Here is a 25,400-nt window from a genome sequence, read left to right on the forward strand (position 1 = left end):
AAATAAACAAAAAAAGGGCTGTATCAATGATTTATGATACAGCCCCCCCCCTTTTAGTATACTTATAACTTGGTTCATATTATGAATCTCGTTTCATCTGCTCATCAAGCAATTGACGTTTTAGTTTTTGTTCTGTTTCTAAGGCTTTCTTTTTGTGAGCTTGATATTCATTTTGAACTTCCTCAGCAGTTTTTTGATGCTCTACAGCATCTACTTTAGCTTTTCTAAAAGAAATCAATATAATAAATAGCGCAACTGCGAGCACGCCAATAATCGTCCATACTAACGTGTGATAAGAAGATTTTCCAAAATCAATACCTAAAAAAGAAATACTATCAGTTTTGTCTTGCTCAATTTTTAAACTTTGAGATAGTGTTTGTACCGAATCTTTCAAAGATTGTACTTGTTGTACCGAGGAAGATGAATTGCTTTTCAGAGAGGCTATTTCCTTTGTATATTTAGCTATAGAGTCAGCGACATTTCGTTGTACGATTTCAATATTAGATTTACGAATAATCTTGAAGTCTGCATCTTGATTTCTAGATTGATTTAACAATACTTGAAATTGCGTATGTAAAGGTAAATTAGATTGTAATTTTTGTTGTAATGTAGGTTGTTGTGCAAAAATTCCAAACGAAATCAGTGTAAAAACTGTAGAGAAAAATAATTTATACATAGTGTTGCTGATGCTTCTTAATATGTTGATTTACGTAAAGTTGTTAAATTATTTGTTTATAAACAAAAATAGCCGACCTAAATGTCGGTTTTGGTATAAATTAATCTTTAAATAGACCTAAAGAAATTATTCTGTATTTGGAAAGACAGATAAAGACACATTAAATTACTCTTCCAATTTTTATAAACATCGGGAGCTAATAGGAAATAGTGTTTTACTTAGAATAGAAAAAGCTCCATAGGGAGCTTTTTCTATTTGTTAATCTTTAACGGATACTGCTTCATGATACCCTGTATCAATTTTGGTAATCCGTTGATTGCTTTTTCTGGATTATCTACTTCGGTAGTTCCACGTGCTTGCCAAATTACTGTTTTCTTATTGCGGTCTACCGCTTCCAAGATTAGATGACCATAGCGAATTCTTTCTTTGCCAACAGGATAAGATGGAGAATAAAAACCATAATAACCCCATGGTCGATACCAGCCCCAAGGACCACCCCATCCAAAACCACTGTGGTAGGATGAATAGACCATTCTACTTTTGTTGTTTACTATGGCTACATAACGAAATAGTACATCAGGATTTTCTTTAGTATATGTTAATCCTCTATCCTCAATTTCTTTATTTGCAGTGGTCATAATATTGTGCTTTGCAATATCATTACTGAAGTAATCTTTTGATAAAGAATCGACAGGCGGTAACCAACCGTATGTTTTATATTGCGTAAAATCTAAATTTTGAACGCGCGTTGTATGATACCTGTTGGAAGAACAAGAAGCTAAGACCAACAGTACCAAAGCTGAAAATAGTATACCAAAATTTTTCATAACTAAGCCCAATTATATGATGTTTGACAGTTAGATAGTAGAAAGGTTTAAAATATTTTTTCAACTATCTCCATTCATCAGGAATTGCACATACAGGAATAGGTTGAATTTTGTGTTGCGCAGCTTTATGCATTCTATCAAATATTTTGAACACTTCTAAATCTCTGCCACTGTAGTCACTTTCGGTTTTTGTACCGTACTCTTTTTGTATTTTTTCTAATTCTGGATAAGTAGCACCAATTTGTTGTTCATCAGTACGTTCAGCATCCCATAGACCGTCCGTTGGTATCGCATTTTTGATGCTTTCTGGCAATTCAAGTGCACGAGCTAATGCATACACTTCGGTCTTATAAAGATCAGCTATTGGCGAAAGATCTACGCCACCATCACCGTATTTGGTGTAGAAACCAATACCAAAGTCTTCCACTTTATTGCCGGTGCCACATACTAATAGCGAATTGATCTGCCCATAATAGTAAAGAGACAACATACGTAAGCGTGATCTTGTATTTGCTAATGCTAAATCTCGATTAGGAATATCTTCTTGATTTGCATCAAAAATATTGGTTAATTCATCAAATGCAGAAGTCAAATCAAGATTTAATCCTCTTACATTCGAAAATTTTGATTTTAGATAGGCGATATGCTCCGACGCACGGTCAACTTGATCGGCTTTTTGGCGAATTGGCATTTGCAACACTAATACTTCTAAACCTGTCATCGCACACAGTGTCGAAACAACGCCAGAATCTACTCCACCCGATACACCTACTACAAATCCTTTTACTCTTGCTTGTTTCGCGTAATCTTTTAACCAGATTACAATTCTATCTATAATTTTTTCTGCTTGCATATTAGGAATCTTTTAAAATAAAACGAGGTTAATACGAATTTAAAGATAGAATTCGTATTAACCTCGTTTTTAATGTAATTTTTATGAATCTTTTAAAAGAAAAGACCAAAATTAAGTGCTACATATGAAGTTTTTGGTTTTCCTTCTTTGATTGCTCTTGTAAATCCATTATTAAATGTCAAACCTGTCATTAAACCTAAGTTATCACTTAATTTCCACTCTTTACCGCCACCGATTTGTAGACCTAAACGGAATAAATCATCGCCATCGATAGATTGTTTCTTATCCGCACCAGCCAGTTTTTCTTTTCCAGAAACTTTAAAACCAGTGGTGAAACCAAATTGACCATAAAATCTACCTGTTTCATTTTCAACAGATTTCAATTTAATAGTCAAAGGGATTTCTACATACTGCAAACGAATTTTATCTCTATCTACACCTGTACTAGGAAAATCTACCTTCGAAGCAATAGAATTGATTAATAAACCTGTAGAGAAATAGTAATTATCAGCAAATCCCAAATCTGCAACTAATCCATATGAAAAACCTGCTTTAGCACTTGCTTCATAATCATCATCATAACGCAACCAACCGATATTTGGATTTATCGAAAGACCTAAACGGAAGTTTTTATCTTCAGAAGTGTTTTGCGTACGTGTGTAGTAATCTTGCGCATTTACTTTCGTAGTGAATAATAGAGCTAATGCCATTAATGTCGCAAATGTAGTTTTTGTAAAATTTAGCATACTTATATTATTAGTTTTAAATTTATGGTCTTAACTTCGTTGTACTGATGAAACTAAAACCACTACAAAAGTATTTCTTTTTTTTAATAGTTACTATAGTATCTTGTCGTGAAACAACTACAATAAATCGACCAGATGTAGCGAATATAGGGGTAGACATTCATATCGAGCGATTTGATAAGGAACTTGCTAGCCTCAAATTGAAAGATATATCCAAAATGAACAAGCAGTGGCAACAAAAGTATGGTGCGTTTTACACGAATTACGTACAAGATATGTTGCAAATTGGTCATCCCCAAGACTCTTCACGAATTAAAGAAAGTTTAGCCCAAATACTAAAACAAAAAGATTTTATTGATTTAAACAAGGCTGTTGCTAAAGTATACCCTGCTTTGGATAAACAAGAGAAGGAATTGTCAAAAGCTTTTAAATATATTAAATACTATTTTCCAACTTATGATATACCTCGGATAATATCGTATGTGAGTGGCTTTGCTTTTCAGGCCCCACTAGGTGATAATTATGTTGGTGTTGGTTTGGATATGTTCTTAGGGGCTGATTCGGAATTTTATCCAGCGCTTGTGCAGTCTATCCCTTTGTACATTTCTAGACGATTTACGCCCGAAAATATTACACCTCGGGTTATAGAAACCATATTGCGCGAAGAACTTTATCCGCATCCTGAAAATACACAAAATACATTGCAACATATGGTCTACAATGGAAAGATATTGTACGCGATGGATATTATGCTAGAAAATGTATCGGATGATTTAAAAATTGGGTATACTAAGGCACAGATACAATGGGCTCAAAAATATCAAAGCGATATATGGACTTGGTTTCTACAAGAAAGTCTGTTGTACAGTACCGATATGTTACGTATTCAAAAATACTTCACTGAAGCCCCCTTTACACCCGAACTGGGGGAGAAGAATGAATCTGCACCTAAACTTGGATCGTATATGGGCTGGATGATGGTTCGAAAATTTATGGATAGAAATCCTTCACTGTCGTTGACAGATTTATTTGGTATAGACAATGCACAGGAAATATTAGAAGGTTCGAAATATAAAGGAAAATAAAAATGGTCAATCTTTTAAGATTGACCATTTTTATTATTGGACATCATCTTTGATGTCTATGACTTCGATTTCAAAAAACAGTGGAGAATTAGCTGGAATAGAACCCCTGCTTGTATTCCCATATGCATAATAAGAAGGTGTGATTATTCGTATAATACTTCCTTTTTTTAACCCTCGAGCTGTTAAGCCACCAAACTCTGATGATCCTATACTTTTTGGTATAAAACTAAAATACCAAGCAGGTATTAGTTGATTTAGTTTACTTACTAACGGCTCTGATTTATCTAAATTTGAATCAAAAACGATATTGTTAGAAATTAATTTTCCTGTATATCGCACAGTGATAGTTGGTATTTGAACAGTCTTAACTGTTTGCCCATAATTATTAACGACATCTATAGTTTTGTATTCATAACTATTATCATCACCTTGTTCTACCACCTCATACCAAATACCTGTCTCATCATTTGAGTAGACCATATCTGGATAATTTGTGTTGGCGTATGATTTTATAATAGGCTTTTCAGTTTCGAATTGAGCAATAGGATCAAACATTTCTTCCTTTGCACAGGAAAGAAATAAGAATGAGAGTACTGTAAGGTAAAATATTGGTCTTAAAAAATTCATGCTTCTAAATTAATAAAAAAGAGATAAAATAGTAATGTTTTATCTCTTTTTTATTGTTTTGTTACTGAATATCTAAAATTTCAAATTCGTATACTAAAGGGGCGTTAGCAGGGATGTTTTTCGTAGTCAAGCCTTGAGCTCCGTAGGCATATATAGAAGGAACTATTACTCTAATTTTAGTGCCTTTTTTTACGCCATCTTTAGTTAATCCGACATAATTAATGTCCTGACCATTTACTTTATATTTAGCTGGAAATAAAGCTACAACCCAAGCTGACGTAAAAATATTATTGCTATTCGATAAAGACAAATTATAATTTGATCCTTCAAGATCCGATAAAACAGGCGTTTCGCTTGTCAATAGATTTACTTTATATTTTAATTTCCAAGTTGGATACAATACACCATTTTGACTAGCGTTCAATTTGTATTCATAAGAATTATCCGTTGCTGGAGTAATAATTTCATACCAAATACCTCTTTTTACACTTTTTTCTAAATACTGAAAATAGTGTTTGGTTGTATCTTCAATAGCGTTAGCTCCGAAATTATTACTTACGTACGCTTCAATAATTGATTTTTGTGCAGTGAATAAAGAATCTTGTTTTCTTTCCTCTTTTTTTGCGGCCTCTATTTGTTCTTCATAATTGAAATCATCGGATTTATTACAAGAAGTGAATGTCGTTGCTAATAATGCAAATGCAGTAAGTAAGCCTAATAAGTTTTTCATAAGAATATTAAAATAGTTTATAGGTATAAAACGCCTCATAAGGACATTTTGCTACAAAGAAATTAAAATATTTTTCTTTTTCACTATTTATTTTTGATAGTTTCGACGATAGCGTCTAATAATTCATTAAGTTGCTGCGGATTAAGAAGGCCATTATGCCTAAAGATTGGCTGATATTGTTTGTCTAATAACACCCATGATGGGTATGAAATTTTGTTGCTGCCAATCATAACAAAAACCAATTCATGTGTCCCAATGTTGATACCAGTAGGCTTGTACACGTACTCTTTGTTTTGAAATTTGATTTTGTCTTTGCTTTCAGCATCGAAATCTACAAAATAGAAATGATCAGACTTCTGTTTAAAGTTCTTATTTCTTTGGATTTGGCGATGTTGCATAGCGCAGTATTGACACCAGTCTGTAGAAAGTAAAACTAAGATAGGTTTAGGCTGTTTAGCCATTAGACTATCTATTTGTTCAATTTTAGTTGGTAAAATTTGTGCATGACTTACTTGCCATGCACAAATGAATAGTATAACTATAAGAAACCGAGTTAAACATCTTGTTCCCATAATTTGTGGTTTTTTTCTTAAAATAAATTATACCGCACGCCCAAGAAACCACGGATACCTTGGTTCGGACCGTAAACATAACTTGGATCGAACGGCAATAAATTAGGATCATCAATTCTTTCGAACGGATCATGAGCTCTAGATATAATTTCGATTCCACCTTTGGTAGGTGTCCAATTCAATAGATTTTTGACACCACCAAATATTTCTAAACCATTATTAAAATGTTTGGTCAACTGAATATTTTGAATACTCCAAGCTTTTGATTTATCTGGACGAGGATCTTGAATTCCGCCTACCACACTCAAAGTTGGTAAGCGCATTGCGCCAATCACATTTCCAGTATAGTCTATACTTAAGTTAGCACGTTTGATCTTGTAACCAATTGTCCACGTTCCCATTGCTTTCTCAGTCAACATTTGCCATTGTTTGATATTATTTTCTACACTATAAACATCCATTACTGTGGCGCCTATCATCGCTTTTAGACCGCTCGTGTGTGCCCAATCTAAGTTTAGGGATAATCCTTTGGATACGGCATGACCATCTAGATTTTCATAGATGATTTGATTGACATTAGTTTCGTAGTCCGGAATAATTTTGTTGTCAAAATACGTGTAAAATGCACTCGCATCTAGTGCAAATACAGATCCGCCATCCATGTAGAACTTCTTGATATAATTAAGGTTTCCATTCCAAGATGTCTCTGGTTTAAGGTCGCCAACGAATATCACATCACGTGCCCCAGTCAGCGCAGCATGGTCTTCGGTAAAAATGTTTGCTACACGATAGCCGTTACCCACACCTAGACGAAGAACTTGTGTATTGTCGCGTGAATTCCATTTATAGTTAATGCGAGGTGATAAAATAGTACCGTGTAATGAATTATAATCCAGACGTGCACCCAATAAAAGTTTATGCTGTCCATGTAATGTGATTTCATCTTGTACAAAGATACCTGGCAAATGCGTGTTCGAAGCCTTGGCTGTCGCTGCTGTATTGTCATTATAATAGGTATAACGATACGCTAGCCCCGTCAAAATATCGTGATTTTGGATTTCTTTGCGCCAAGTCAATTGACCGAAAGCAATTTTTTGGTCTGCCAAATATTTTGTTTCACCGTACACACTGTTTTGGTCATGACCATTAACACTAAAAGTGAATGTCAAATTTTCTGTTGTTGGCAAATCATACGCGCCCATCATTTCCCAACGTTTGGTGTAGATGCTTTCGCCGTACACCTCATTTCCACCGCGGTATTGTCTACTCCAATTCATTTCTCCACCCCAACGGTCTTCGTAGACATAACGACCCGCAAGTGTGAACACCTTATTGTCTTTACGAGAAAAGTTCCATTTATTAAATACCGAGAATCGTTGTTGCATAGTTACGTCCGTGAAATTATCGCCATTCTTGTCAATAGGATTATTGTAGTTAAAGTAGTTGGCACCGATTAATGACTGCGCTGTACCTACATTCACTTTACCTCCTAAATCCAAATTGTATTCTTGCCAAGAAGTACCCATTGTTTCCAAATTGAAAGTAGGTGCTGAACTTGGGCTTTTTGTGATGATATTGATTAATCCGCCGACAGCTTCACTACCGTAAAGCGTCGAAGCTGGACCTTTCACAATTTCTACTCTTTCGATTAAGGCTTGAGGAATACCGTTCAACCCGTATACGGTAGAAAGTCCTGATACAATTGGCAATCCATCAATCAAGACCATCGTATATGGCCCTTCTAGGCCGTTGATATGAATGTCTCCCGTATTACATACACTACAGTTGATTTGTGGGCGAACGCCATTTATATTTTGCAACGATTCGAAAATCGTAGGCGCAGGATTGGCTTGGAAAAACTTAGAAGTAAAAACCTCAACTGGAATAGGGCTATCTAATTTTGAAACTTGTTTTAATGTGCCGGAGACAACAACCTCCTCCAAATTACGGTTGTCATTTTCTAAAAGTATTTCAATTCCATTTTGATAATCTGCTGCCGCAATATCTTTCTTGATCATCAAAAAACCGACTGCACGTGCTGCTAACTTTGTTTTTCCTGTTGGTATGTGTAGTGAAAATTGTCCCGCATTATCAGTTGAAATAGACACTTTAGTTCCGTCTACCGAAACAGTTGCATTTACGATTGGATTTCCATCTGAATCCTTAATAGTTCCTTTTAATACGTTTTGTGCATGAAGAATAAAAGCGAAGCTAACTAAAAGTACAGTCAGCATACCACTTTTCATATATTGTGACATAAATAATTTCTTGTTTAAGATTAGTAAAATGTTCGGCAATTGGATACCATTTACGATGCAATTAGAACTACACATTAGGTGTAATTCCAAAGCAGAAGAATAGCATCAATTTAATTATTGATTTTAATCAAAAAGGTCAAATCACAAACCATAATTATAGCTTGCAACACGTTAAGAATCATTAGACAAGGGTGGGAGGGCCACGCAAGTAAGCGTGAAATATGGCGACAGCATTTAAAATACTGCTGTATGAAGATTCATTTTTAAGGGAGAATTCGGAGATAATTGGAACTTCGAAAGTAATGAAATCACTTTCAATAAATGTGCCTTGGAAAAGTATATCCAAAAAGTGAATCTCCGCGTCACTTTTGTGCTGATGTTTATTTTTGTTGGTAAAATCATAAGGGTGAATGTGCGTGACAATTTTACCTTTTGAAGTAACCTCTTTGTGCATAAATACTATTCCGCTTATCACAATTAACGTCATCCAACACGCTAATAGTGAGGCGATGAGTCTGCGATATGTTGAAATAGTATTTATCACAAATGCTATATGCTTATTTTATTAGTCTATTATTATCGTCAGGGAAAACCAATCTCGGTTTGTGCGCTCTAACTTCCTCTCTATCCATCAGGGCATAAGAAATAATGATTACGATATCACCAACTTGCACCATTCGCGCCGCCGCACCATTCAAACAGATTGTGCCTGTGCCACGTTCTCCAGGTATCACATAAGTTTCTAACCTTGCGCCGTTATTGTTATTTACGATTTGTACCTTCTCATTAGCAAGTATATCTGCTGCATCCATCAAATCTTCATCGATGGTAATACTTCCAACATAATTCAACTCGGCTTGTGTGACACGTGCACGGTGAATTTTGGATTTCATTACTTCAATCATCATATTGCAAAGTTACGCTTTATATTTAAAATCTAAATGTCATTAATCGTTCAACAACATGTTGTCTATGAGCCTAACGCCCTCTATCCAAGCCACAACATGTGCTACATACTGCTTGCCTGCTTCGACGAATTCTGCTTTTTCCAGTGTACGCGTCTCGCTAATAGCAAAGTATTCCAATTCGATTGCAGGATTTGCAGCAATCATATCTTCAGCTATATTTTGTAATTCGCCAAGTGTAACATTTTCATTGAAGGCATGTTTTACTGTTTTCAAGGTGTTGAAAAGAACTAAAGCCTTCGTTTTTCCTTCTTCGGAAAGTCGCGCATTTCTCGAGCTTAACGCCAGTCCTTTGTCACTGCGAATAATAGGGCATATGATAAGTTCGATGTTCAAATCTTTGATTTCGATCATGCGCTGAACCACCATGACCTGCTGAAAATCTTTTTGCCCAAAACAAGCTACATCTGGATTTACAAGTTTGAATAATTTGTAAACGATCTGCGTAACGCCTTGAAAATGCCCTGGTCGTTGTGCGCCTTCCCAGATTTGATCAAGTCTCCCCAGATCAATGTGCCATTCTTCATTTGTCTCCGGATACATTTCTTCGACCGAAGGGAGAAATAAAATATCACAACCCTGTTCTTCTAAAAGTTTAATGTCTTTTTCTATAGGTCGAGGATATTTTTCTAAGTCTTTTGGATCGTTGAATTGGGTAGGGTTTACGAAGATACTACATACCACTAAATCGGCGTGTTTTTTTGCTTCAACAATCAGAGACATATGTCCTTCATGAAGTGCGCCCATGGTAGGAACTAAAGCTATTTTCTGTTGTTGCGCACGCGGCTGAATAAGGTAGTCGCGAAGTGCTTTTTGGGTATTGAAAATTTCCATATCGGTATGGGTAAAATAGGGCGCAAAATTGCATAATAAATTTGTAATTAGAAAGCTATAAATTACAAAGAATTGTAAAATCTGTTTATTATTCGTATCTTTGTAGACCGATTTTACTGTTCAAATAATAAAAAAAACAATTGGAGATGGCTAAAACGAAAATATTGTTTATTACCCACGAGATGTCGCCTTTCCTTGAAATAAGTAAAATTTCTGAAATAACACGCCAATTACCACAAGCAATGCAAGAAAAAGGATTTGAAATTCGAATTCTAATGCCACGTTTTGGTAATATTAATGAGCGCAGAAATCGTCTACACGAGGTGATAAGGTTGTCGGGAATGAATATAGTGGTGGATAATAACGATAATCCATTAATCATTAAAGTAGCATCATTGCCAGCGGCACGTATGCAGGTTTATTTCTTAGATAATGAGGAATACTTCCAACGTAAAAAGGTGTTCAGAGATGAGAGTGGAAAATTCTTTGAGGACAATAACGAGCGTTCGTTATTCTTCTGCAAAGGAGCACTTGAGACTGTTAAGAAATTAGGATGGTCTCCAGATGTAGTACACTGTCATGGCTGGTTCACAGCAATGATTCCATTGTACTTGAAAAAAGTGTATCACAATGATCCTACATTCAAAGATGCGAAAGTATTCTATTCGTTGTTCAATGAAGATGCTGACTTTGGTCAAGATACATTGACTGCGAAGTATGGTGAATTGGCAGCACAAGAAGACGTAAGTGCAGAAGATGCTGCAGTGTACGGTTCAGGAAGCTATGCGGATGTGTACAAAGGTGCATTGACGTATACAGATATCGTCGTGAAAGCTGATGATAATTTGAATGCTGAGGTATTGAAATTTGTTGAAGAGCAAAACATTCGTGTATTCTCACCTGAATCTGCAGAAGATTACGAAGGATTCTCTACATTGTATGAAGAGTTTGCTTCAGAAGAAGTAGAAGCGTAATATCACTTAGGTGATTTTAACATAAAAAAGGCTTTCCGAATTCGGAAAGCCTTTTTTATGTGTTATAACATGATGACTTTTTCTATAGCGGCGACTTTTTTGTAGTAATCTACTACAGCATCCGCAGAATTCACATAAGTTTCCACTGTCAAAGAATTGTATTTTCCTGTTGAAGATTCTTTGATTGATATCTTTGTGCTAGGATGATCAAATATCTTCTCTACATCTTCTCTTTTATTTTCTATTACTGGTAAAATAAATTTAAAGGTATAGATAGAAGGAAATTGTTCTATATCAATTAATTTTTGCCTGAAGCTGTTGTAAAAATCAGCACCATTGTTGTCATTTATATCTGTGATGTTGATGTTGTTGAAGTCACTCATTGTAATATCCTTTCTATTTCTTTCGGGTATATAGGCAATTTGCGTGCCGTTGCTATTATGGCAGTGCTTAAGGACGAAATGTCTTATTTGAGCCGAACTTTTTGTTTGGTTTGGCAGACATTTCGAATACTAATTCCCCACCGTTGATGATGTCATTATGCGTGATAAAGCTGTTTTCGTGGCTTTTTCCGTTGAGTGTAACTTTATTTATGTAAATGTTGTTTTTACCGTGGTTTTTGACCTTAATGTGAAATGTTTTTCCGCTAGGTAAATTAATTGAAGCTTGTTCCATTAGCGGTGAACCAAATACATATTTGCCATCCATTGGATTTGCTGGGTAAATACCCATCGAAGAGAATACATACCAAGCACTCATCTGACCGACATCATCATTGCCGCATATTCCAGTAGGTTCATTGGTGTAATATTTAGTCATTGCTTCATGAACCAGTGCTGCACCTTTCCATTGTTCACCTGCATACGCATATAGATATGGAACATGATGATTGGGTTCGTTACCTTGAGCGTATTGCCCAATCATCCCCGAGATGTCCGGTGAGGCATCGTTCAAATACTCTGGTAAGGCAATAAATTCATCCAATTTATTTATGAAATTCTTCTCTCCACCGAATAGGTTAATCAATCCGTGTACATCTTGCGGTACGAGCCAAGTATATTGCCATGCATTTCCTTCGCAATAATCATTTGCACGGTGTTTAGCCATCAACGGATCAAAAGGTCTTCTGAAATTGCCGTTTTCATGACGTCCCAAAAAATGACCGACTTCTTTATCAAAATATTGCTCGTACAATTTATAGCGTTTTTCGAAATAAGAAGCATCTTCAGTTTTTCCCAAAAATTTGGCAGCTTGGTAGGCTCCAAAGTCTGCAATAGCATATTCTAAAGCCCATGCTACAGATTCGTGATTCATGTATTCGATTGGAATATGTTTCAAATCACGGACATATTTCAATCCGAAATCTGTTCCCATTGCTGTTGTTTTTATTGCTTCGTAAGCTAACTCTAATTCGTTTTTGTCTACTATTCCTTTCAAAATTGCATCAGCAATCACAGGAATAGCTGGTAGGCCTACCATGGTATTTGTTTCATTAGCCCACAAGTGCCACACTGGAAGTTTTCCTTGTTGCTGGTAAATTTTCAACATGGAACTCACATAGTCTTTACTTTTTGTTTCCTCTAGGATAGTCATGAGAGGATGTAATGCACGATACGTATCCCAAAGCGAAAATACCGTATAATTCTGATGGCTTTTGTCGGTGTAAACTTGCTTATCTGTTCCCATATAATCACCGTTTACATCGCTAAATACTGTAGGAGCGAAGTAAGAATGATATAATGCAGTGTAGAAAATAGTTTTTGTATTATCATCTGCTTTGAAGTCTATTTTACCTAAAGCTTGATTCCATTTTGATTTAGTCTGATTTTTAGCTTTTTCGAAATCCCAATATGGAATTTCTGCTGCTATATTTTCTAATGCATTTACCGTGCTAACTGGCGAAATGCCGACCTTTAGTTCCACCGCTTTAGTAGGATTAATAGAAAGAATTGCTTTCATTCCTAAACCCTTTGCTATTTGGTATCCGGTCACAGCGGTGCTGTCGTTGTACAAATCTACTTTAGTGAATTTTGTATTTGATTTTATAGCAAAATATATTTTTTGATCGTTAGCCCATCCTGTAGAGAATCTGTAGCCTACGATAGTGGAATCATTAACGACTTTCAGGTAGGTGTCTGTTGGTTTATCCCAATTCATCTTGAAAGACAGGTCTATCAATAAGTGTGGGTTGTCCTTTTTGTTAAAAGTATATTTGTGGTAGCCAACTCGTTCGGAAGACGTTAATTCTGCCAAGATATCGTAATCTTCCAATAATACTTTATAATATCCTGGAGAAACAGATTCATTCGCTTTGCTAATCTTAGATCCGTATCCTTCATTCATATTTTTGAATGGTGCTTGATGGATATGATGTTTGCCATTAGCTGGTAAAATCAAAATGTCGTTTAGGTCTCCAATGCCCGTTCCACTCAAATGGGTGTGGGTAAAACCTAGGACTTCTTCACTTTTGTAATTATAGCCACTACACCAATCCCAGCCATTGAATTTGTCCCATGTTTGCGATATTTGGCTTGGTCCTAATTGTACAGCGCCATTGGGCACATTTGCGCCTACAAAAACGTGTCCGTGGTCTGCAGAACCAATATATGGATTAACAAATTGGGTGAAATCCGTTTGTTGCGCATTCAGAATTGAACTAGAAGAAATGGATACAAATACAGCCAACGCTGATCTAAATATCTTTCTCATAATAGGTTTTAAATTAAAATGTACTAAAATTGTTGTAAGATAAAACCTTTTAGCAAATATAACATCATTTTATTTCACAATTTTTGAAAGATTTGATTAGATTAGGAGAATCTATTTATCAATTATTTTAGAAATATGAAGAAAAGACTTTCCATTAGTGATATAGCTAATAATCTTGGGGTATCTGTTACTACTGTTTCTTTTATCTTGAATGGTAAAGCAAAAGAGAAGCGTATTAGCGATGCATTAACCAAAAGAGTGCTAGATTATGTAAAGAAAGTCGATTACAAACCTAATCAACTTGCAAAAAGTTTGCGTACGGGAAAATCAAAGAGTATTGGGCTTTTGGTAGAAGATATTTCAAATCCATTTTTTGCAAATATTGCAGATCGTATTGAGAAGTTGGCGTATGACCACGGGTATCATATTATTTATTGTAGTATGAAAAATGATGAACAGCGCGCTAAGGAATTAATTCAGCTTTTCTACGACCGTCAAATCGATGGATTCATTATTGCTCCAACAGAAGGTCTTAGTGATGATATTAATAATTTATTAAAAAGCTCAGTTCCTGTGGTTTTATTTGATAGACCCTTAGCGGATGTTGAAACGCATACTGTGATTTCGGAAAACGTGGAAGGTGCTTATCAAGGAACTCTATTTTTATTGGAACAAAAAAATGCTAAACGCATTGGTTTTGTGACGACCAATAGTACGCAATCTCAAATGAAAGGTCGCTTGGAGGGCTACATGAAAGCAGTTGATACTATTGGGATGGATTTGTTGGTAAAGAAAATTAATCCTGCGCAATCCGAAGACGAGGTTGTCTTACAGATGAAAGACTTTATAGCAGATAATAAATTGGATGCTGTTTTATTTGCAACGAATTATTTGGCAATAAACGGTCTTAAAGCCATCAAAAAATATGATTTGACTGTTGATAAGCTGATTTCTTTTGATGAGAATACAACTTTTGGATTAGTCAATCCACCTGTTTCGGCTATTTCTCAGAATATCCAAGAAATAGCGCAAGAGGTAGTTCGTATTTTAGTGCAACAAATTAATGGAAAACTTGACAAGATCGAACATGTAATTGTTCCTTGTAATTTGATAGCACGCTAAGTTTTATTCACCCGGAACAAATTTCATTGAAATTGAATTCACGCAATGTCTGGTGTTTTTTACAGTAAAGCCTTCGCCTTCGAAAACATGTCCAAGATGTCCGCCACATTTATTGCATAATATTTCAACGCGTCTGCCATCGGCGTCAACTTCGCGTTTTACGGCTCCTGGTATTTCGTCATCAAAACTTGGCCAACCACAGTGCGATTCGAATTTGTCTTGAGATTTGTAAAGTGGTGCATCGCATCTTCTACAGATATACGTGCCTTTTTCTTTATTATCTAATAATTCTCCGGAAAAAGGTCTTTCTGTCCCTTTATGTAGAATAACGTATTCTTCTTCTGCTGTAAGTTTGTTGTAATTTGTGGTATCCATATTTTCTGTTTTTACTGTTTTATAGATTTGTTTCTTTTGTTGTTGACAGGATTGCGTAATTAATACGATCACAAGCAACAAAATATTTAATATTTTATAGTGCATAACGGTCAAAATATATGTATTTTACTGTACAATAAATGACAAACGAAATAAAAAAATGTTTCTGATGATATTTCTTTGTATTATCCCATATCAAAGTTATTGTAAACCGCTGAATAATGGCTTTTAAAGTTAATTATTGGCATAAAAGTGCTTTATTTAGAATGATTTTAAATTGACAATTTGCGTCATTAAATTGTCAGGGATTGCTTATAAAGTTATACTTTTGTGCATTGTTTGATGGGTGTGAACCCTTCTGACAAGAGGAGAAGTAATTTTTATATTCATAATTAAATAGTATAAAGTGCTAAATATGAGAAATATCTCATCCGTATTGGGAAGATTTGCAAAGTCAATATCCGTTAGTTTGGTGTTGTTATTTGCTGTTACGATGTCGTCGAATGCGCAGGATGCTAAGGAAGGTGCGGCGTTATTTAAGGCAAACTGTACTGCTTGTCACAAGGTAGACAGAAAAATGACAGGTCCTGCATTAGCTGGAATGTCAGAAAGACATTCTGAAGAGTGGTTGGTGAAGTGGATTAAAAATTCAGGTGCTTTGATTGCTTCTGGTGATCCCGTTGCTAATCAGATTTTTGAAGAATGGAACAAAGTGGCGATGCCGGCTTTTACACAATTCTCAGATGATCAAATTAAAGGAATCATTGCGTATGTGAAAGAAGAGGAGGCGAAAGCTGCTGCTGGTGGTGATAAAGGTGGTGCTACTGCTGAAGCTGCTGCGAGTTCTGATGCAAACACATTGATGATTCTTGGTGTTGCTGCTATTTTGTTGTTGGCTGTTGGTGTTATCGTAATTTTAAGTCGTGTTATCAAGACTTTGGAGAAGGTAATCGCTAATAACGCTGCTGCAATTGAAGCTGCTAAAGCACGTAATGAGGCTCATGAAGAATCGGATAAAGTTAAGTTTGCGCAAAAATTCTTAAAGAATAAGAAGTTAGTTGGGTTTACAGCATTGATGGTTGTGGCGTTGTTGGCTGTTTTGGGATGGCAGACAATGTGGAATGTTGGTGTACATACTGGGTATAAACCAGTTCAACCAATTAAATTCTCTCACCAAGTACATGCTGGTGTAAATCAAATTGATTGTCAATATTGTCACGGTGGTGCGTACAAATCTAAGAACGCATCCATTCCTTCGGCAAACGTATGTATGAACTGTCATAACACGGTTACTGCTGCAGATCATTACGATGGCGAAACTTCTCCTGAGATTATGAAGTTGTACCGCGCTGTAGATTGGAATCCAGATACACGTGAGTATGGAAATAATCCTCGTCCTATCGAGTGGGTTAGAATTCACAACTTGCCAGATTTTGCTTATTTCAATCACTCTCAACACGTTAGTGTTGCAGGTTTGGAATGTCAAACTTGTCACGGTCCGATTGAGTCTATGGAAGAAGTTTATCAATATTCTCCATTGACAATGAAGTGGTGTGTGGACTGTCATAAGACTACAGAAGTAAATGCTGATAATAAATACTATGATCAGTTGATCGAAGCGCACGAGAAATTGAAAAAAGGAGAGAAGATGACAGCTGCGATGATCGGTGGATTAGAGTGTGGTAAGTGTCACTATTAATAATTAATTAGGAAAACGCAATCTTATATACAGCTTAAATGGATAGCAATAAAAAATATTGGAAAGGTTTAGAAGAGTTAAATCAAACTCCTGCTTTCGTGAAAGAAAGTAAGAGTGAATTTGCTGAGCCTATTCCTGTAGAAGATGTATTAAACGAAGCAGGCTTAAGTACAAGAACACCACGTCGTGATTTCTTGAAGGCTTTAGGTTTTGGTTTGGGAGCTGTTACATTGGCAGCGTGTAACCGTACACCGGTTCACAAAGCTGTTCCTTATGTAATTAAGCCGGAGGAAATCACTCCAGGTATTCCTAACTATTATGCTTCATCATTCAATGGACAAAGTATTTTAGTAAAAACACGTGAAGGTCGTCCAATCTTTATCGAGCCAAATCCAAATGGGGTTGGTTTGACGCAAGGTACAGATGCTACTACAGTAGCTTCGGTATTGGATCTTTACGACATGTCTAAATTACAAAATCCCCAATTAGACGGTAAAGATGTAGAGTGGTCTAAATTAGATGGCACAGTAATCGCTGCTTTGAATAAAGCTGCACAAGCTGGAAAACAAATTGCTATCGTATCGACAACAGTTAATTCTCCGTCAACTTTAGCTTCTATCGCTAAATTAACAGCTAAATATCCGACTACTTCATTAGTGCAAGTAGATGCTGTTTCTTACAGTGGTATTATTGAGGCAAATAAAAATTCTTTTGGCAAAGCTGTAGTACCTTCTTACCATTTCGGTAATGCACAGGTTGTAGTTTCAGTAGCTGCGGACTTCTTAGGTTCATGGTTGTCAGGTGAAGAACATTCACAAGATTTCATCAAAAATCGTGACTACAAATCATTGAAAAATGGTAAAATGTCACGTCATATCCAATTCGAGTCAGGTCTATCGATGACAGGTTCGAATGCAGATGTGCGTATCGCGATTAAGCCTTCGGAAGAAGGTGCTGTCTTGATTTCATTGTACAATGAAATCACTGGTCAATCTGTAACAGGTGGTACGACAAATGCAAAAGCACAAACAGCTATCAAATTAGTAGCTAAAGAATTAGTTGCTTCTAAAGGTGCTGCAGTAGTAGTAGCAGGCGCAAATGATGTGAATATTCAATCATTAGTAAACGCTATCAATACACAATTGGGTGCTTACGGCGCAATTATCGATTTAGATAATTACTCGAAACAATACCAAGGTTCGGATGCTGCTTTCCAACAATTCTTAACTGCTGCTAAAGGTGGTCAAGTAGGTGTAGCATTATTCTTGAACAGTAACCCTGTTTATAACTACTTCAATTCAGCCGATGTTGAAGAAGCTATTAAGAAAGTTGACTTTACGTTATCATTCGCAGACCGTAAAGATGAAACAGCTTCTTTATTAAAAGCAATTGCACCAGTTCCTAACTATTTAGAGTCATGGGGTGATGCTTCAGCAAAAGAAGGTGTATTTACAGTTGTTCAACCAACAATTAACCCAATTTATAACACACGTCAAGCTGAGCAATCTTTCTTAGTATGGGCAGGTGAGACTACGAACATTTATGATTTCGTAAGACAAAATTGGGAAACTAATATTTTAGCAGGAACTGGTAAGTCGTGGAAAGAAGTATTACAAGCAGGTTATATTTCTAAAGCAACAGCTGCTGGTTCAGCTTATTCAGCTAACGTAGATCTGGCTTCAGTAGTTTCAGTCATTGTTGCTGATTCGAAAAAAATCGCTGGTGATGTAGAATTGAAATTATACGAATCTACTACATTGCGCGATGGTCGTTACGCTAACAACGCATATTTGCAAGAACTTCCTGATCCAGTATCAAAAGTAACTTGGGATAACTATGCTGCTATCAACCCTAAATTTGCTGAGCAATTAGGTTTAGGTGAGAATGGCAAAGTTACAGTTGAAGCTAACGGTAAATCTATCGAATTACCAGTTGTATTGCAACCAGGTCAAGCAATGGGTACAGTTTCTGTAGCTGTTGGTTATGGTCGCACTTCAGTAGGTAAGGCTGGTGATAATGTAGGTAAAAATGCTTATCCATTAGCTTCATTAATTAATGGTACGGTTCAATTTGCGGCTAAAGCTTCAGTTTCTAAAGCTGTTGGAACATACGAGTTAGCACAAACTCAAACACACCATACAATTGAAGGTCGTAACATCATTCGCGAAACTACTTTCGCGAAATACCAAAAAGATCCTAACTCAGAATCTGGACGTTTCGCTGATTCACACAAAACGTATGATTTGTGGAATAAATATGAGCAACCAGGTCACAAATGGGTGATGGCTATTGATTTGAATGCATGTACAGGTTGTGGTTCTTGTATCGTAGCATGTAACGTTGAAAACAATATCCCAGTAGTAGGTCGTGACGAGGTTCGTCGTCGTCGTGAGATGCACTGGTTACGTATTGACCGTTACTATACTATCGAAGAGAATGGTTCGAAATTCACAAAAGAGAACGATATAGCAAATGTTCAAGACTTCGAGAATGTAACAGTAGTTCACCAACCAATGTTGTGTCAACACTGTGAGCATGCTCCTTGTGAGACTGTATGTCCTGTATTAGCTACAGTACACTCTTCAGAGGGTCTTAACCACATGGCTTACAACAGATGTTTCGGTACTCGTTACTGTGCAAACAACTGTCCATACAAAGTGCGTCGTTTCAACTGGTTCAACTACTGGAATGATTCACGCTTTGATAACTACTTGAATAATGAGTTTACACAATTAGTATTGAATCCAGATGTAACAACACGTTCTCGTGGTGTGATGGAGAAATGTTCAATGTGTATTCAACGTATCCAAGCTGGTAAATTAACAGCTAAAATGGAAAACCGTAAGTTGGTAGACGGAGATGTGAAAATGGCTTGTCAAGCTGCATGTTCGGCAAACGCTATTATCTTCGGTGATGCTAATGATCCAGAATCAGAAGTTTCAAGAGCATTACGCAATGAGCGTGTTTACTATGTGTTAGAAGAGATCAATGTTCAACCGAATATCGGTTACATGACTAAAGTTAGAAACACATTTGAAGCATAATTTTATTCTTTATTTGAAATAAAACAACTATGTCATCGCATAACGAATCAATATTAAGAGAACCATTAATGACCGGTAAGGACATCACGTATGCACAAATTACGGATGATATCTTACTACCGGTTGAAAATAAACCCAACAAGGCTTGGTGGATTGGATTTATCGTAGCTGCTTGTGGAGCTATGTTATGGGTTATTAGCGTTGGATACACGTTTTGGACGGGTATCGGTGCTTGGGGTCTAAACAAAACAGTAGGTTGGGCATGGGATATCACCGACTTCGTATGGTGGGTAGGTATCGGTCACGCGGGTACACTTATCTCAGCCGTATTATTATTATTCCGTCAAAACTGGCGTAACTCCATCAACCGTTCTGCGGAAGCGATGACGATTTTCGCCGTAATTTGTGCCGCAACTTACGTTGTAGCGCACATGGGACGTCCTTGGTTAGCATACTGGATTTTCCCACTTCCGAATCAGTTTGGTTCATTATGGGTAAACTTTAACTCACCATTAGTATGGGATGCGTTCGCGATCTCTACATATTTCACTGTATCATTGGTATTCTGGTACTGTGGATTATTACCAGATATCGCATCAGTACGTGACCGTGCTTCAGGTTTAAGAAAAAGAATCTACTCTATCTTTTCATTCGGATGGAATGGTTCAGTAAAAACTTGGCAACGTTTTGAAATCGTGTCATTAATTTTGGCAGGTATTTCTACACCACTTGTACTTTCGGTACACACTATCGTATCTATGGATTTTGCGACATCTGTGATTCCAGGATGGCACACGACAATCTTCCCTCCATATTTCGTGGCAGGTGCGATTTTCTCAGGCTTTGCGATGGTACAAACATTATTATTAATCTTACGTAAAGTATTAAACTTTGAGCACTACATCACGATGTTCCACATCGAGTCGATGAACAAAATCATCATGGTGACAGGTTCTATCGTAGGTGTTGCATATTTGACAGAGTTGTTCATTGCTTGGTATTCGGGTTCTGAATATGAGATGTATGCTTTTGCAAACCGTGTTGCTGGTCCGTACGCTTGGGCTTATTGGGCGATGATGACATGTAACGTAATTTCACCTCAATTGTTCTGGTTCAAAAAAATACGTACAAGTATTCCTATCTCTTGGGTATTGTCAATCATTGTAAATATTGGTATGTGGTTCGAGCGTTTCGTAATTATCGTTACTTCATTACACCGTGATTACTTGCCATCATCATGGGCAATGTTCTACCCAACATGGGTTGACGTAGGTATCTTTGTAGGTTCGATTGGTTTATTCTTTGTATTATTCTTATTGTTCTTACGTTTCTTACCAGGTATCGCAATCGCTGAGGTTAAGTTATTATTGAAAAGTTCTAGCTTACAACATAAAACTAAGTTGATCCAAGAAGGAGCATTCCCAGAAGATCAAGTAGAATTCTTCAAAAAATCATTGGAGAAATACGATTCAGTATCACAAGAGGAAATTAACGCATTACGTAAAAAATAATAGCAATGAGCAATACAAAATATATATTAGGAAGTTTTGCGGATCCTGATGATTTGATGCACGGGATTGATAAATTGCAAGCAAACAATATCAGCATATATGATTGTTATACACCAATGCCGATTCACGGAATCGAAGCAAAATTGGGTGTAAAACCTTCAAGATTACCTATCGCAGCTTTTTGCTTTGGTGCGCTAGGTACGACATTAGGATTTAGTTTATTATACTATACTATGGCATACGATTGGCCAATGAACATCGGTGGAAAGCCATCTTTAGCATTGCCAAACTTTGTGCCTGTTACATTCGAGGTGACTATTTTATTATGTGCTTTGGGTATGGTAGCGACATTCTTTTACCGTAATCACTTATTCCCAGGACGTGCACCACGTGTAATGGATTTGAGAGCTACGGACGATCGTTTTATCATTGCAGTAGATGCAAGCGAAAATACAGATCACGCTTTAGTGGATAGTTTGTTGAAAGAAGCTGGAGCAGTAGAAGTTAAATACAATGAAAGAAAATATGTTAGTTATGAATAAGAAGAATTTTCTTGGCGCTGTATGTATGGCTGTAGCTTTCGCAGCAGTAACTACTGCTTGTGGAGATGGTACTACGCGTAGCACAGGTTTGGAATTTTCGCGTAATATGTACGATCCGTTAGCATACAATCCAGATCAGCCAAACAATAATTTTAAAAATAAACAAACAGCTCAAACTCCTCCAGCAGGTAGTATTCCTCAAGGTTTTGAGAAGTTTGCAGATGAATATTCAAATACACCAGAGGATTATACAAGAGCAGGAGCTGAAGTTACTAATCCACTAGATGTAAATGAAGAAAACTTAGCTCAAGGTCAACATTTATACTTAGTAAACTGTGCCGTATGTCATGGTAAAGAAGGTAAAGGTGATGGCTCTATTACTAAAGATCGTTCGATCACGGATTCAAGAGGTACTCGTCAATTAGAGAACTTCCCTAATCCTCCAGCATATGGAAGATCAAGCGGTGCAAATTCATCTAGAGGTGGGTTAATGGCAGATTTGTCTGCAGGTAAAATTTATCATACTATTTACTACGGTTTGAATACAATGGGATCACACGCATCTCAATTGAATCCAGAGGAGCGTTGGAAAGTAGTTATGTATGTTCAAGAATTACAAAAGAAATAATCTAACATCAATTTAATAAATGGGAACTCACAATCATCATCACGATTATAATTTCAGCGAGCAATATACATTTGCTGGTACAGCGAAGATTGTTAGCTTAGTTGCTATTGTATTAGGTGTTGCTGCCATTGGATATGGTTTGTACACTGGTGATACAATGCGAACTTTTGCCAATCTACTATTGATGGGATATTATTTCGCTTGTGTATGTGCTGCTGGAGCTTTCTTCATTGCGTTGCAAATGGTAACTCAATCTGGATGGTCTGCAGGTTTAATTCGTATTCCACAGGCTATGGCGTCAGTATTACCTATTGCATCCGTGATTTTATTAATCATCGCGGCAGGAGGTATTTACACACATACATTATACCACCACTGGACAGATCCAACATTATTCGATCCAAATCACGCTAATTACGATAAATTAGTTGCTGGTAAACAAGCATTCTTAAACATTCCAGGATTCTTTATCCGTCAGATTTTGTTTATGGGATGTTACAGTATCTTCGCTTTTATCTTAGCTAAATTGTCATACAAAGAGGATTTAGAAGGAGGCTTAGGATCTTACAAACAAAGCTTTAAATTATCTGCTATTTTCTTAGTAATATTTGGTTTTACAACTCCAATTTGGTCATTCGACACAATCATGTCATTAGAGGCACACTGGTTCTCTACAATGTTTGGTTGGTACAATTTCGCAGCAATGTGGGTTAGTGGTATCGCAGTTGTTGTTGTAATCTTAATCTTATTGAAAAAAGCGGGTTACATGGCTTGGGTAAATGAGAATCATTTACATGACTTAGGTAAGTTAATGTTTGGTTTCTCTATCTTTTGGACTTATGTTTGGTTTGCGCAATTCATGTTGATTTGGTACTCTAACATTCCAGAGGAAACAGTTTATTTCTACAAGCGTTGGGAGCCAGAATACAAACCATGGTTTTGGTTAAGCATCATTATTAATTTCTTAGCGCCATTATTATTATTGGTAGATAGAGATGCGAAACGTAAACAGAATATAATGTTGTTCGTAGCAATTTTATTATTGTGTGGACACTGGTTAGACTACTATATTATGATCATGCCTGGTACAGTAGAGACTGATAGAGGTTTTGGATTAATTGAAATTGGTACAGCGATAGGTTTTGCAGGTTTATTTTCATTCTTAGTGATGAATAAAATTAGCAAGCATCCTCTTGCTCCTAAACATCATCCATTCCTTGATGAAAGTTTAAACCATCAAATTTAATATAGAATTGATAGAATTTACGTTCAAACGTTTATAGAAGAAATGAATTTAAAAATTAATAACGGGTTTAAATCCATAGCGGGTTTACTACTTTTAATCAGCTTATTTTTTGCTGCGCCAGCTATGGCAATGCAGAGTGATTCGACAGTAGTTGACACAACGGCGGTAGCAGCAGCTACTGCCGGCGAGGCAACTGTTGATAGTGCAGCGGCAACTACGGATACAGCAGCTACGGCTACTGTAGCGGCAGATGCAAGTGCGGGTACTACAACTACAGCGGCTGCTAAGGTGGAAGAAGTAAAACAAATAGATCCTCAAGTCTATAAAAACTTTTTCTACTATGTATTATTGTTCTTAGTTATTTGTACAATAATCGCTGTAATTGGCAAAATTCATTCAGTGTATGTATTGACGAGAAAGATGAATGGAAAATACAATGAGTATGGTAATAATAATTTACAAGCTACATTGTTCTTAATTTTCTTATTTGCCTTCTTAACATTTGTATACTATTCATACGATGTATGGGGAAGCTGGTCTTGGAGAGATGCTGCGACTGAGCATGGTAAAGAAATTGACCGTATGTTCATTATCACATTAGTAATTACTACTGCTGTATTAATATTGACACACATCGTTTTATTTGTGTTCACATATGTATATAGAGCTAAAGCAAAACGACAAGCGTACTACTATCCACATAATGACTCTATCGAGAAATTGTGGACTATTGTTCCTGCGATTGTATTGACAGTTTTAGTATTGTTTGGTTTCTTCACATGGAGAGCTATTACAAATGTGCCAGAAGAATTGCAAAAATCAGCTATTCAAATCGAGGTATTAGGTGAGCAATTTGCTTGGCATGTAAGATATCCAGGTGTAGATGGCGAAATCGGTAAGCGTAACTATAAATTGACTACGCCTACAAACCCTTACGGTATTGATTTCAACGATAAAGCATCTTGGGATGATTTACAAACACAGGATATCGTTATTCCAGTTAATAAATCCGTGCGTTTCCATATTATTTCAAAAGACATTATTCATTCGTTTTATATTCCTGATTTCCGCGTACAAATCAACGCAGTACCAGGTATGACGAATTACTTCCAATTTACGCCAACAGTGACTACTGAAGAGATGCGTGACAAAATGAACGATCCGAAATATGATTTCATTATGTTGTGTAATAAAATCTGTGGTCAAGGTCACTATAACATGGGTAAAAAAGTTATCGTTGTTACTGAGGCTGAATATAAAGAATGGTTAGCTCAACAGGGTAAATACTTCACAGAAGATTTACAAAAAGAGTTTGCTAGTAACAATGTTTCAGAAGGTGTGAAAACAGCTTCAGTAAATTAATTATAAAAGATTTTT

Annotated in this window: 24 protein-coding genes; 10 read left to right on the forward strand and 14 right to left on the reverse strand. The window is 36.4% G+C overall.

What is annotated here, in order from left to right; all coding sequences use genetic code 11:
• Window positions 1-79: 79 nt before the first annotated feature.
• The 4 genes from FLS47_RS08045 to FLS47_RS08060 all read right to left on the reverse strand — a co-directional run bounded on the left by FLS47_RS08045 (window position 80) and on the right by FLS47_RS08060 (window position 3,102).
• Window positions 80-676, reverse strand: a complete 597-nt coding sequence (locus FLS47_RS08045; protein WP_149913856.1) for a hypothetical protein — start codon at window positions 674-676, stop codon at window positions 80-82.
• A gap of 251 nt (window positions 677-927) precedes the next feature.
• Window positions 928-1,503 carry a DUF4136 domain-containing protein gene (locus FLS47_RS08050; protein WP_149913857.1) on the reverse strand — a complete coding sequence of 192 codons (576 nt, stop codon included), beginning with the start codon at window positions 1,501-1,503 and terminating at the stop codon, window positions 928-930.
• A gap of 64 nt (window positions 1,504-1,567) precedes the next feature.
• Window positions 1,568-2,356, reverse strand: a complete 789-nt coding sequence (gene nadE / locus FLS47_RS08055; RefSeq protein WP_149913858.1) for an NAD(+) synthase — start codon at window positions 2,354-2,356, stop codon at window positions 1,568-1,570.
• 92 nt (window positions 2,357-2,448) lie between these two features.
• Entirely contained in the window at window positions 2,449-3,102 is a 654-nt protein-coding gene (locus FLS47_RS08060; RefSeq protein ID WP_149913859.1) for a porin family protein, read from the reverse strand.
• Between the two features lie 47 nt (window positions 3,103-3,149).
• Between FLS47_RS08060 and gldB the strand changes: the two genes are divergently transcribed.
• The gene (gene gldB, locus FLS47_RS08065) at window positions 3,150-4,187 is read left to right on the forward strand and encodes a gliding motility lipoprotein GldB (RefSeq protein WP_149913860.1); all 1,038 of its coding nucleotides are present in this window, start codon (window positions 3,150-3,152) and stop codon (window positions 4,185-4,187) included.
• A 33-nt stretch (window positions 4,188-4,220) separates the two neighbouring features.
• On the opposite strand, the gene FLS47_RS08070 is transcribed toward gldB, so the two are convergent.
• From FLS47_RS08070 to panC, 7 genes are all read right to left on the reverse strand, one after another.
• Window positions 4,221-4,814: an FKBP-type peptidyl-prolyl cis-trans isomerase gene (locus tag FLS47_RS08070; protein WP_149913861.1), complete on the reverse strand. Its 594-nt coding sequence runs from the start codon at window positions 4,812-4,814 to the stop codon at window positions 4,221-4,223.
• A gap of 61 nt (window positions 4,815-4,875) precedes the next feature.
• Window positions 4,876-5,544 (reverse strand): FKBP-type peptidyl-prolyl cis-trans isomerase, encoded by a 669-nt coding sequence (locus FLS47_RS08075; RefSeq protein ID WP_188347388.1) that lies wholly within the window; start codon window positions 5,542-5,544, stop codon window positions 4,876-4,878.
• 83 nt (window positions 5,545-5,627) lie between these two features.
• A complete protein-coding gene (locus FLS47_RS08080; protein ID WP_149913863.1) occupies window positions 5,628-6,116 on the reverse strand; it encodes a thioredoxin family protein in 489 nt (162 codons plus the stop codon).
• A 17-nt stretch (window positions 6,117-6,133) separates the two neighbouring features.
• Entirely contained in the window at window positions 6,134-8,374 is a 2,241-nt protein-coding gene (locus FLS47_RS18775) for a TonB-dependent receptor (RefSeq protein WP_317131684.1), read from the reverse strand.
• A 181-nt stretch (window positions 8,375-8,555) separates the two neighbouring features.
• On the reverse strand, window positions 8,556-8,918 hold the full coding sequence (locus tag FLS47_RS08090; protein WP_223225188.1) for a hypothetical protein: 363 nt from the start codon (window positions 8,916-8,918) through the stop codon (window positions 8,556-8,558).
• Between the two features lie 13 nt (window positions 8,919-8,931).
• On the reverse strand, window positions 8,932-9,282 hold the full coding sequence (gene panD / locus FLS47_RS08095) for an aspartate 1-decarboxylase (protein WP_149913864.1): 351 nt from the start codon (window positions 9,280-9,282) through the stop codon (window positions 8,932-8,934).
• 39 nt (window positions 9,283-9,321) lie between these two features.
• A complete protein-coding gene (gene panC / locus FLS47_RS08100) occupies window positions 9,322-10,173 on the reverse strand; it encodes a pantoate--beta-alanine ligase (protein ID WP_149913865.1) in 852 nt (283 codons plus the stop codon).
• A 146-nt stretch (window positions 10,174-10,319) separates the two neighbouring features.
• Here panC and FLS47_RS08105 point away from each other — a divergent pair, with 146 nt between their 5' ends.
• Window positions 10,320-11,147 carry a glycogen/starch synthase gene (locus FLS47_RS08105; RefSeq protein ID WP_149913866.1) on the forward strand — a complete coding sequence of 276 codons (828 nt, stop codon included), beginning with the start codon at window positions 10,320-10,322 and terminating at the stop codon, window positions 11,145-11,147.
• A gap of 62 nt (window positions 11,148-11,209) precedes the next feature.
• Here the strand turns inward: FLS47_RS08105 and FLS47_RS08110 are convergent, their stop codons facing one another.
• Together FLS47_RS08110 and FLS47_RS08115 are read right to left on the reverse strand one after the other, a co-directional pair.
• Window positions 11,210-11,530 (reverse strand): DUF493 domain-containing protein, encoded by a 321-nt coding sequence (locus FLS47_RS08110; RefSeq protein ID WP_149913867.1) that lies wholly within the window; start codon window positions 11,528-11,530, stop codon window positions 11,210-11,212.
• 67 nt (window positions 11,531-11,597) lie between these two features.
• Complete coding sequence (locus tag FLS47_RS08115; RefSeq protein WP_149913868.1) at window positions 11,598-13,856, reverse strand: GH92 family glycosyl hydrolase; 2,259 nt, start codon at window positions 13,854-13,856, stop codon at window positions 11,598-11,600.
• A gap of 135 nt (window positions 13,857-13,991) precedes the next feature.
• Between FLS47_RS08115 and FLS47_RS08120 the strand changes: the two genes are divergently transcribed.
• Window positions 13,992-14,978 (forward strand): LacI family DNA-binding transcriptional regulator, encoded by a 987-nt coding sequence (locus tag FLS47_RS08120; protein WP_149913869.1) that lies wholly within the window; start codon window positions 13,992-13,994, stop codon window positions 14,976-14,978.
• Between the two features lie 3 nt (window positions 14,979-14,981).
• Here FLS47_RS08120 and FLS47_RS08125 read toward each other — a convergent pair whose 3' ends face one another.
• Window positions 14,982-15,353 carry a methionine-R-sulfoxide reductase gene (locus FLS47_RS08125; protein WP_317131685.1) on the reverse strand — a complete coding sequence of 124 codons (372 nt, stop codon included), beginning with the start codon at window positions 15,351-15,353 and terminating at the stop codon, window positions 14,982-14,984.
• Window positions 15,354-15,768: 415 nt separating this feature from the next.
• Here FLS47_RS08125 and FLS47_RS08130 point away from each other — a divergent pair, with 415 nt between their 5' ends.
• From FLS47_RS08130 to FLS47_RS08160, 7 genes are read left to right on the forward strand one after another with little or no spacing between them, the layout of a single operon-like run.
• Window positions 15,769-17,052: a cytochrome c3 family protein gene (locus FLS47_RS08130; protein WP_149913871.1), complete on the forward strand. Its 1,284-nt coding sequence runs from the start codon at window positions 15,769-15,771 to the stop codon at window positions 17,050-17,052.
• 38 nt (window positions 17,053-17,090) lie between these two features.
• Entirely contained in the window at window positions 17,091-20,096 is a 3,006-nt protein-coding gene (locus FLS47_RS08135) for a TAT-variant-translocated molybdopterin oxidoreductase (protein WP_149913872.1), read from the forward strand.
• 29 nt (window positions 20,097-20,125) lie between these two features.
• Window positions 20,126-21,607 carry an NrfD/PsrC family molybdoenzyme membrane anchor subunit gene (nrfD, locus tag FLS47_RS08140; RefSeq protein ID WP_149913873.1) on the forward strand — a complete coding sequence of 494 codons (1,482 nt, stop codon included), beginning with the start codon at window positions 20,126-20,128 and terminating at the stop codon, window positions 21,605-21,607.
• A 5-nt stretch (window positions 21,608-21,612) separates the two neighbouring features.
• Window positions 21,613-22,149 carry a DUF3341 domain-containing protein gene (locus FLS47_RS08145; protein WP_149913874.1) on the forward strand — a complete coding sequence of 179 codons (537 nt, stop codon included), beginning with the start codon at window positions 21,613-21,615 and terminating at the stop codon, window positions 22,147-22,149.
• Window positions 22,142-22,777, forward strand: a complete 636-nt coding sequence (locus FLS47_RS08150; RefSeq protein WP_317131686.1) for a c-type cytochrome — start codon at window positions 22,142-22,144, stop codon at window positions 22,775-22,777. Before FLS47_RS08145 ends, FLS47_RS08150 begins: the two co-directional genes overlap by 8 nt.
• A 19-nt stretch (window positions 22,778-22,796) precedes the next feature.
• A complete protein-coding gene (locus FLS47_RS08155) occupies window positions 22,797-24,023 on the forward strand; it encodes a quinol:cytochrome C oxidoreductase (RefSeq protein ID WP_149913876.1) in 1,227 nt (408 codons plus the stop codon).
• 42 nt (window positions 24,024-24,065) lie between these two features.
• Entirely contained in the window at window positions 24,066-25,385 is a 1,320-nt protein-coding gene (locus FLS47_RS08160; RefSeq protein ID WP_223225189.1) for a cytochrome c oxidase subunit II, read from the forward strand.
• Window positions 25,386-25,400 lie beyond the last annotated feature (15 nt).

The sequence above is a fragment of the Sphingobacterium cavernae genome, from assembly GCF_008520265.1.
Lineage (GTDB): Bacteria > Bacteroidota > Bacteroidia > Sphingobacteriales > Sphingobacteriaceae > Sphingobacterium > Sphingobacterium cavernae.